This window comes from Syntrophomonas sp. UBA5494 (assembly GCF_002426325.1).
On sequence record NZ_DIPG01000016.1, the window covers coordinates 1 to 8,893 of the forward strand.

At 51.2% G+C, this 8,893-nt stretch carries 10 protein-coding genes; 5 read left to right on the forward strand and 5 right to left on the reverse strand.

The genetic code is table 11. The features are described 5' to 3' along the window. The first annotated feature begins 268 nt into the window (after positions 1 to 268). Positions 269 to 1,015, forward strand: a complete 747-nt coding sequence (locus tag B3W37_RS02065; protein ID WP_483171427.1) for a polysaccharide deacetylase family protein — start codon at positions 269 to 271, stop codon at positions 1,013 to 1,015. 78 nt (positions 1,016 to 1,093) lie between these two features. Beyond that, entirely contained in the window at positions 1,094 to 1,795 is a 702-nt protein-coding gene (pdaB, locus tag B3W37_RS02070; RefSeq protein ID WP_483171428.1) for a polysaccharide deacetylase family sporulation protein PdaB, read from the forward strand. A gap of 276 nt (positions 1,796 to 2,071) precedes the next feature. Here pdaB and B3W37_RS02075 read toward each other — a convergent pair whose 3' ends face one another. After that, complete coding sequence (locus B3W37_RS02075) at positions 2,072 to 3,634, reverse strand: DNA recombination protein RmuC (RefSeq protein WP_483171429.1); 1,563 nt, start codon at positions 3,632 to 3,634, stop codon at positions 2,072 to 2,074. A gap of 144 nt (positions 3,635 to 3,778) precedes the next feature. Between B3W37_RS02075 and B3W37_RS02080 the strand changes: the two genes are divergently transcribed. Beyond that, a complete protein-coding gene (locus B3W37_RS02080) occupies positions 3,779 to 3,979 on the forward strand; it encodes a hypothetical protein (RefSeq protein ID WP_481038179.1) in 201 nt (66 codons plus the stop codon). A 114-nt stretch (positions 3,980 to 4,093) separates the two neighbouring features. Here the strand turns inward: B3W37_RS02080 and B3W37_RS02085 are convergent, their stop codons facing one another. The 3 genes from B3W37_RS02085 to cobS all read right to left on the reverse strand — a co-directional run bounded on the left by B3W37_RS02085 (position 4,094) and on the right by cobS (position 6,480). Further along, positions 4,094 to 4,495 (reverse strand): hypothetical protein, encoded by a 402-nt coding sequence (locus B3W37_RS02085; RefSeq protein ID WP_481038178.1) that lies wholly within the window; start codon positions 4,493 to 4,495, stop codon positions 4,094 to 4,096. 627 nt (positions 4,496 to 5,122) lie between these two features. Beyond that, positions 5,123 to 5,710 carry an alpha-ribazole phosphatase gene (gene cobC / locus B3W37_RS02090; RefSeq protein ID WP_483171430.1) on the reverse strand — a complete coding sequence of 196 codons (588 nt, stop codon included), beginning with the start codon at positions 5,708 to 5,710 and terminating at the stop codon, positions 5,123 to 5,125. A 26-nt stretch (positions 5,711 to 5,736) separates the two neighbouring features. After that, the gene (gene cobS, locus B3W37_RS02095) at positions 5,737 to 6,480 is read right to left on the reverse strand and encodes an adenosylcobinamide-GDP ribazoletransferase (RefSeq protein ID WP_483171431.1); all 744 of its coding nucleotides are present in this window, start codon (positions 6,478 to 6,480) and stop codon (positions 5,737 to 5,739) included. Between the two features lie 234 nt (positions 6,481 to 6,714). Between cobS and B3W37_RS02100 the strand changes: the two genes are divergently transcribed. Next, positions 6,715 to 6,888: a YgaP family membrane protein gene (locus B3W37_RS02100; RefSeq protein ID WP_481038175.1), complete on the forward strand. Its 174-nt coding sequence runs from the start codon at positions 6,715 to 6,717 to the stop codon at positions 6,886 to 6,888. Between the two features lie 81 nt (positions 6,889 to 6,969). Here B3W37_RS02100 and B3W37_RS02105 read toward each other — a convergent pair whose 3' ends face one another. Next, a complete protein-coding gene (locus B3W37_RS02105) occupies positions 6,970 to 7,497 on the reverse strand; it encodes a hypothetical protein (protein WP_483174630.1) in 528 nt (175 codons plus the stop codon). A gap of 328 nt (positions 7,498 to 7,825) precedes the next feature. Here B3W37_RS02105 and cax point away from each other — a divergent pair, with 328 nt between their 5' ends. Further along, a complete protein-coding gene (gene cax, locus B3W37_RS02110; protein ID WP_481038172.1) occupies positions 7,826 to 8,854 on the forward strand; it encodes a calcium/proton exchanger in 1,029 nt (342 codons plus the stop codon). Positions 8,855 to 8,893 lie beyond the last annotated feature (39 nt).

An 8,893-nucleotide genomic window follows, 5' to 3' on the forward strand; every position in this document is an offset into this window, starting at 1 on the left:
ATATATCCTATCCCCCGCACATTGCTGAATATGACTTTCCGTCCTGATTTCTATCAATTATAATTATGCAATATATTCTACATTATTATATTAGATCAAATCTGTCATGTAAATTATTCCACTGCGAACAGCGGCGGCATGCGGCATCTCCCTAAGACGTGCGGGTCCAGTATCCAGCTATTTGGCCGGCCAGTGCCGGTGTAGGCAGCGCATACTGTCCCAAATACCTTCATATTTTTTATAAGCGATTAATTTTCAGGAGGCCGGCATGCTAACCTGGCTGAAACGACGCCTCAGAGCTTTGATGTTCATGACCCTTTTCCTGGGCGGGATCTCTTATGGCAGCTTTACCCTGGCTTTGCACCCCAACCTCTCCGTTTGGGAAAAAGACGGCAACTTAATTCGCAGTGTAACAGTGCGGGAGAAGGTGGTGGCCTTGACCTTCGATGACGGACCTGATCCGCTCCGGACCCCGGTGCTCCTGGACATACTCAGAATGCATCAGACTCAGGCCACCTTCTTCGTAGTGGGCAGCAAGGCACAAAAGCATCCTGAAATCATCCGGCGGATGGCCCGGGATGGGCATGAAATCGGGAATCACAGTTATTCGCACCGGAATTTTAATCATCTCAATAAATGGCAGATACTGGAGGAAATTCGCCGCACAAATCAGATTATAACAGAACTCAGCGGGCATCAACCCGATTTATTCCGCCCCCCGGGGGGCTATCTGTCATATGAGATGGTGGATTTGACGGTTAAAGAGGGCATGCTGGTGGCCTATTGGACCTGGCAGCAGGACAGCAAGGATTGGCGCCGGGGAAAACCTGCCCCAACCATTGCCGCCCACATTGTAGAACACATCAGGCCCGGGCAGATCATTATCCTCCATGATGCCGGAGATAACGGTCTGCAAACTGCCAGAGCGGTGGATATTTTTCTGGCTGACCTTAAGCAGAAGGGCTACCGCTTTGTGAGTATGGGCGAACTGATTAGCCGGGGAGCTAAAGATTGAATAAACTTACTTTTTTCGCCATAGAATTCATTAGGAAAAGAGGGTGATGATCTGCCCAGGTTTTTTGGCTTTTACGAGATGAATCCCAAAACGAAGATTACGGTTATCGCCGTATTGGTCCTGCTCCTGCTGGCTACCAGCGCGGTGTATGTGCAGGCCTTCTACAGGCAAAAGCCGGTTTATGGGGTTGAAACTGACAAGAAGATCGTAGCTTTAACTTTTGATATAAGCTGGGGTTACGAGACCGCACCGGCGGTTCTGGAAATCCTCAAGGCCAATCAAGTGCAATGCACTTTCTTTCTGTCCGGCCCCTGGGCCACTCAGTACCCGGAAGTGGTGAAACGGATCAAAGCCGATGGCCATGAAATCGCCAGCCATGGACACCGCCATCTCAATCTGACCAATTTCAGTAAAAGCGAGATCAAAGAAGAGATTATGAAAGCCCACCAGGCTATCCAAGCAGTAACTGGAGAGCCGCCCCGCCTTATCCGCGCTCCCAACGGAGATTACAATGACAATGTAATGGAAGCCATTCACGAGTGCCATTATCAGGCCATACATTGGGGCACAGATTCTCTGGACTGGATGAACCCCGGTGTCTCCATAATCATCGAGAGAATAAACAAGCGCATACACCCGGGCGATATCATTCTCATGCATGCCAGCGACACCTGTAAACAGACCGCGCAAGCCCTGCCCGCCATAATAAACAATATCCGCAGCCAGGGTTATGAAATTGTTACCGTATCCGAACTGCTGCAGGAAGCCGCTGCCGATTGAGCAGGAGCAAAGCGCCTGCTGTCCCAGAAAAAATGAAGAAGCCATTTAAGGGTCCTTAAATGGCTTCTTCTTATTCTCTGTCTTCCTTTTCGTCCTCAATGTGCTCCAAGCCAATGGAACGGAGGATCTCATCAATCAGCTTTTTATCCAATTATCTTCTCACCTCCTCGCCGGGCATTTTATTACCTACCCTATATTATTATAATACTTCGATGCAGAAAATGCTGACGAGTTTTGTAAAGTTTCACCCAAATTTCGGTGTATTTTCAGTAACTTCTAATCAGCATCATCCTCTGCACTGCAGATTTCCGCCAGTTGCTCATCACCCGCAGGGAAAATATGGCGCGGCTTTTTTTCAATCATAACTGTGGCTGGCAGGGGCTTGGGCGCCGACACCCCCAGATCCGTCAGGCGGCGCGCCGTAACCAGAACCCGGCTTTCCATCGACCCTACGGTCTGGTTGTAAGCCTCCACGGTGCGCTCCAGGCCTTTGCGCAAGTCTTCAAAATGCCTGGTCAGGACATGAATCCGATCATATAGGTTTTGACCCAGCCTGCTTATCTCCCGGGCATTCTCGGCGATGGCTTCCTGCTTCCAGCCGTACGCAACCGCTTTGAGCAAAGCGATCAAAGTGGTGGGTGTAGCCAAGATGACCTGCTGGCTGGAGCCATACTCAATCAGTTCGGGGTCATATTGCAGGGCGGCGCTGAAGAATGCCTCCCCGGGAACAAATAAAACTGCGAACTCCGGGGTAGGCTGAAATTGTTCCCAATATCTTTTACTCCCCAGCTGGCTGATGTGCACCCGCAGTTGTTTGGCATGATCGGAGAGCCTGGCTTGCTGCAGGTTGGGATCATCGCTCTCCATGGCATCCAAATAGGCCCGCAAAGGGGTTTTGGAATCTACCACCGCATAACGTCCCCCGGGCAGTTTGACAATCAAATCGGGGCGCAGGCGTGAATCAGGGGATTCGCTGCTGCGCTGTTCCACGAAGTCGCAGAAATTGACCATACCCGCCATCTCCACCACCCGGCGCAGCTGCAGCTCGCCCCAGCGCCCCCGGACCTCGGGCCGCCTCAAGGCTTTGACCAGATTAGCGGTTTCAGTGTGCAGCTGGGCCTGGGTGCGCGACATATTCCCCACCTCGGCCATCAAACTGGCATAGGCGCTGGTGCGCTCCTTTTCCAGCTGCTGAACCTTTTGATCCACCTGTTTCAAGGAGTTCAGTACCGGCTCCACCAAGGACTGAATGGCTTTATGCCTGGTTTCCAAATCGGTGCGGGCTCCCTCCTGGTATTTCTCCAGCGAGGTGGCGGCCAGCTCCAGAAAAGATCGATTGTTGCTGCGCAAGGCCTCGGCGGACAGCGAGGCGAAGGCTTCAGTCATTTTCTCCCGGACTTGTTCCAGTAATTGTTTCTCCCGGGCCAGGCGTTTTTCACTCTCCTGCAAACGCTCTTCCAAGCCCGCCTGAATCTTGTGCAGCCGGTTGAGTTCCATCTGCAGATCGCTCACCAGGTTTTCCTTTTTATCAAGGCTGGCTTCCAGCTCAGTGATGCGCAGACATCTCTCCTCAGCCGCCGACCGTTTCTGCTGCTGAGACTGCAGTTCGCCGCTTAAACTGGATATATGCTGGCCAAGATCACGCTCTCTCTGGCGCAATTCCTGCAGATACTGTTCTTTGTGGGCAAGATTTTCCTGGTACATGGCCCGCTCGCCCGCAATGCTTTGCTCGTACAAAAGCCGTTCACTGTATAAACGCCCGCGCATAACCAAAGCTATGCCCAGGCCGCCCATTATCAATCCTGCCGCTAAGGCCAGGAGTGTAACCCATTCGCTCATGATCTGCCAGCCTCACTTTCGAGCCCTCTTGCATCTCAGTATAGCGCAACCGCGGCCTGCCTTGAATCCCATTTTACATTGCCAGCCTACATAATTGCGGGCAGCTGTGGTGAGGATAAGAAGGAGAGGTCAGGAGGTGCTCGCATGTTAAGCCATGATGGTGTATGGGCCAGGTATATCCTGGCGTTGTGTTTTTTCTTCGCTTCAGGAAGCGGCCTGGTCACAGGCTGGGCCGCAACCCTGTGCGGGGTGTTGGGTACGGTGCAGTTGGCCAACGCGCTTTTGAGGTATTCCCCGGTAATGGAATTGATCAATTGGTGGCAGACCCATAAAAAGACCTTATAAAAATCTTAAACCCATAATGCCGGGCAGCGTCAAACCCGGCTTTTGACTGTCATGTAAAAGAGTCCGGGACATCCCGGACTCTATCATTGCTCACTTTGGTTTCAGGCTTCGACTCTATTCCAGCTTCTCCAACATATCCAAGACCATGTCGAAGAAGTAACTGATGTCTTCACGCTCATTGATCCCGGCTTTAAAGCCCACTTCCGGAAACCGTCCGGCACTGTTGATCTTAACATCTACAGTGTAGTTGGCCTGCTCCATATCGGATTCTATATTATCAACTTCGATGTCGTCCCATTCTTCCTCAATGCTTAGATCTTCTTCATTGAGCAGCTTAGCATAGGCCTTGGCATCAATTTCATCGCCATGATCAATGATCTGGGTTACTATCCAAAGGATATCTGCTACGTTTATTTCCAATTCTTCCGCTAACTGAATAATTTCATTGGCAACCGGAGTAATTTTTAGTAAATCGGATAAATTCACTGGATCGCCTTTACCCCATCTCTTACTCACAGCCTCACCTCCGCATCTTGCTGCATTCCCCGAAACTACGTGTAAACAGTTTTTGCGCTGTTCCCTTCACGCGCTGAGTTTGACATTATCTGCCGACTTTTCTGGTCTCTGTTTATTTGATTATATGTGAACTGTAGGAAAAAAAACAGTGCAATAAAAAGGAAATATTAATCTCCCTGGTCGTCAAAGAACTCCATTCGGGCCGTCCACATTATTCCAGTATCTGACGGCAATTAGACGATCTGAATACACATCTGGAAAAGTCTTTGCCGTGCCATGCCCTTCTCTACAACTATATGTCAGCCCAATGCTCAATTATTACAGGGGAAGCTGCTGATGGGCAGAAATACCGCCTTTATCACGCCGGACCAGGTCCGGCCAACCCCAATCAGCAGGCTGTAATATCTCGGACTGATCCCCGCAGCCAAAGCGGCTATCCGGGTTAGGCTTCGCTTTATTATATGCCAATTTACCCAACTTATGTAAGCGGAAAAACTTGGTCCAGACGTTTTATTCCGGAGGCTTGTTAGCGGAAGTGTTGTATCGGGGGTAATTCCCGGCAGGAAAATTACATCGCTTTGGTCCTGAAACAATCGGTTATTGGCAGGACTGTACGAATTTCCTTGGCTAAACCGCCAAACCGATGTGCGGTATTTCGATGCGCTCATTTAAAAAGTCGATTCTGGTCAGTGATCCAGGCGGAACGGTCTCCTGCCAGGGATCGGAGTTGGCCCGTATTCGGCATAGCATGGCCTTTATCACCCCGCCGTGGGTGACTACCACCGCTGTCCCGGCATGCTTCTTTTTGATTTCCTCGATAGCTTCAAGGCTGCGGCTGGCCAGGTCAGAAAAGGATTCGCCCCCGGGTACCCGGAATTCTTCCAGGTTATTAAACCACTGTTCAAATTCGCTCCGGTACGCAGCGTAAACCTGCGTGAAGGTCAGGCCTTCCCATTTGCCAAAGCAGAATTCGCGCAGCCTGTGATCGGGGTGGGGCTGAAGCTTAAAAGCTCGGCCGATTATTTCCGCGGTTTCGCGGGCCCGGGAAAGATCGCTGCAATACACGGCCTCGACCGCTTCATCCTTCACAAGATAATCGGCCAGCCGCAGGGCTTGCTGCCTCCCGGTGTCATTCAGCGGGATATCGGTATGACCCTGGTATCTCTGGCTGGCGTTCCATTGGGTTTGTCCGTGTCTGATCAGGATTAATTTCATGGCCGTGTCATCCTCTCCAGTCGCTCTTATCCATGCACCAGGAATACCGCGGTGATGATAAAGATGGTTTCACAGCACTCGCATAAGGCTCCGAAGCTATCCCCGGTTACACCCTCCAGCTGCCGGGCTATCCAGGCCGCTATCAAGGCACCCAGGCCGATGGTGATAATGACCGCGGTCAGGGCTGTCCAGGCCTGAGCCAGCCAGGATCCGGCCAGGAGCAATAGAGCGGCTCCAGCCAATTTCGGAAGCCCCGCTTCTCCGCCGAACGCTGCCCCCAGGCCGCCGCCAGACCGGGCATAAGGATAGCGGCAGATGGCGTACACCATCATAAACCGCCCTACCGCCGGCGCAACCAGCAAGACCCAGGCCTTATCAGTTATTAAAAGGTTATCCAGAAAAGCCAGCTTGAGAAGGATGACCACCACCAGAGTTATGGCCCCCATAGCCCCTACCCGGCTGTCTTTCATAATTTCCAGTTTGCGTTCCCGGTCCCGGCCGCTGAAGAGTCCATCCGCAGAATCCATCAGCCCGTCGAGGTGCAGGGCGCCCGTAACCATAACCCAGGCCAATATGATCATAGCCTCGGCTGCAATACCCGGGCCTAAGAGTTCAGTGAGCCGGGAGACTGCGAACAATATCATGCCGATAATGAATCCGACCAGAGGGTAATAGTAAAGTGAATTGGCGAATTCCCTGTCATTAGCAATACGGTTTCCGTAAACCGGGGCTATGGTAAGAAAGCTGATAGCCAGCAGCAGACTGTGCACACAATTCCTCCTAATGCCATTTTTCGCTATGGTTTCCGCTACTTGTGAGAAGCGCCTTTGCAATCGATGTTTTTTCAGAGCTTCCAATTTCCGCTTAAAATGCCGCACCTTTATGAGCAGTTGTCCAATATGTCTTTATTGCCATGAAAATCTTTTGTCTTTTATTGCCCGGGCGGTTTTAATAATGATTCCGCGTGGGCACATTATAAAAAACTGCTGTGAAGGTGGACGGATATGGATTTCAAAAAGGATTTGACTTCATTTGACCGGGGCATTCGAATCACAATGGGATTATTCCTTATCGGCCTGGTAGTCTTGCAGCCCGTGGCCTTAAACAACACCTGGCTGCTAGTCCTCGCGGTCATGGGTCTGGGTATGCTGGCCGAGGGCTTCAATACCAGGTATTGAATAAATAATCTAATCGCCGGCCCGGTTTAATATTCCTCGTTCTAAAGGAGCCCGAAAGCTGTCTCAACCGCTTCGTCTCCACTACAGCCATTTTCCCAAAAGGAATCCGAATACCAGGGCCAGTATGCTGATGATCAACAGCTTGGCGGTTTCCGCTGGAGGGATTTTTATGGAATCGCGCACCTTGATGTCCCACAAGCTGCGCCTTTTCAAGCGATGGGCGATCTCAATCTTCCCCCCCATTTCGGCGATAATGCCGTCGCAGGCCTCTTCGATGCGCTCCCGCACTGCCAGGGCCTCCTCGCCCCAGAGTTCAAGGCATCTGCGGAAAAGCCACTCACCTTGCTTATTGACAAACTCGGCAGCCAGATCCAGAGCTTCAGACCACTGCTGATTCCACAGGGCTGCCTCAGGTATGGAATCGATCAGTTCGAGGGCACACCCCCTGATGATATTCAATACCTGATCTGCAAAATCATTCATTCCGCTGCTTTGGCCGGATTCCCACAGCTTCTCGCCCTGTTTGGCCGCCTCCTGCACCCGCATCATCATGGTTTGTTGCTTAACCCGGAATATTCCCGCTATATCTATTTTGCGTTGATTTTTCATTCTGGGCATACTTATAAATCACCTCGCTATTTCAGTATTCTCCTTAATTTAAATGGTTTCCTTCAATCAAAGCGGTTCATGTCCCAAGCGGATAAATCATCCTCCACTGGGATGTGAGGTTTTACCAAACCACCGGCGCCTGCTATGGCAACCCCGGAGAACGGTCTGCAAGCGGGACGCCGGTTCTGCAGCTGATTGTCGCTATAGTAAAAAAAGTGTTCTTGCCGCGGGCATTCATAACAAATCATCATAAATATGCTGGCAAAATGATAATATATACACAGGCCTGCACCATGCAGGCTAAATTACTCTTATATGGTGATATACTATGTGGAATTTCTTGTACTGGTTAGTTCCTTTGCTGGCTCTGAGCGGCTACTTCAAATTCAGCGGCAATGAGATCGGCCTGTTTTTCAGTGCCGCGGCGGCTATCATACCCCTGGCCGGGCTTATGGGCGAGGCTACCGAAAACCTGGCCTGTTATACCGGTGAAAGGATCGGCGGTCTGCTCAATGCCACTTTTGGCAATGCCACCGAACTCCTGATTACCATATTTGCCTTAAAAGCCGGCCTGTTCGCGGTGGTAAAAGCCTCCCTGGCAGGCAGCATCCTGGGCAATATCCTTTTGGTCCTGGGGCTTTCCATAGCCATGGGCGGCATGAAGAACGGGATACAGCATTTCGACCGGGTTCATATCAACAATCAGACCAGTCTTATGTTTTTATCGGTCATTGCCCTGACCATCCCGGCGGTATTCCTCTATGGAGAAACCGGGCCCAAGCTGGAGCATTACAGCCTGGTGGTGGCGGGGATTCTGTTCGTGATCTATGTAGCCGGCCTGGTATTCAGCTTCCGTCATACCGGCACCAACCGTCAGTGCGCGATTGATGAGGAAATTAAATGGAGCCGGCCGCGCTCCCTGGGGATGCTGTTCTTAAGCACGCTTTTAATAGCGCTGGAGAGTGAATTCCTGGTCAGTTCCATTGAACCGGTTACAGCCCTGTTGGGATGGTCGGAGTTTTTCATCGGTATTATCATCATCCCTTTGATCGGCAATGCTGCCGAACATTTTACCGCTGTCATTATGGCCTGGCGCAACAAGATCGACCTGGCCTTTGAGATTGCGGTGGGATCAAGCACTCAGATTGCCTTGCTGGTAACGCCCCTGCTGGTTTTTATCGGTTTATTCATGGGACGGCCGATGAGTATCGTTTTTAACTATTATGAGATTGTGGCGATCGGTCTGGCGGTGCTAATCGCCCAGTTCATCAGCCTGGACGGTGAGTCTAACTGGTTGGAAGGCTCTTTGTTGCTGGCCGCCTACGCCATCATCGCCTTCGGCTTCTATTTTGTCTAGAAATAAGGTGAACAAAGACTAACGGGCGCCTGGTTTAGG

Excerpts from the sequence above, each read along its gene's own strand:
- B3W37_RS02065 (WP_483171427.1), top strand. The coding sequence starts at position 269 with ATGCTAACCTGGCTGAAACGACGCCTCAGAGCTTTGATGTTCATGACC.
- pdaB (WP_483171428.1), top strand. The coding sequence starts at position 1,094 with ATGAATCCCAAAACGAAGATTACGGTTATCGCCGTATTGGTCCTGCTC.
- B3W37_RS02075 (WP_483171429.1), bottom strand. The coding sequence starts at position 3,634 with ATGAGCGAATGGGTTACACTCCTGGCCTTAGCGGCAGGATTGATAATG.
- B3W37_RS02080 (WP_481038179.1), top strand. The coding sequence starts at position 3,779 with ATGTTAAGCCATGATGGTGTATGGGCCAGGTATATCCTGGCGTTGTGT.
- cobC (WP_483171430.1), bottom strand. The coding sequence starts at position 5,710 with ATGAAATTAATCCTGATCAGACACGGACAAACCCAATGGAACGCCAGC.
- B3W37_RS02100 (WP_481038175.1), top strand. The coding sequence starts at position 6,715 with ATGGATTTCAAAAAGGATTTGACTTCATTTGACCGGGGCATTCGAATC.
- B3W37_RS02105 (WP_483174630.1), bottom strand. The coding sequence starts at position 7,497 with ATGAAAAATCAACGCAAAATAGATATAGCGGGAATATTCCGGGTTAAG.
- cax (WP_481038172.1), top strand. The coding sequence starts at position 7,826 with ATGTGGAATTTCTTGTACTGGTTAGTTCCTTTGCTGGCTCTGAGCGGC.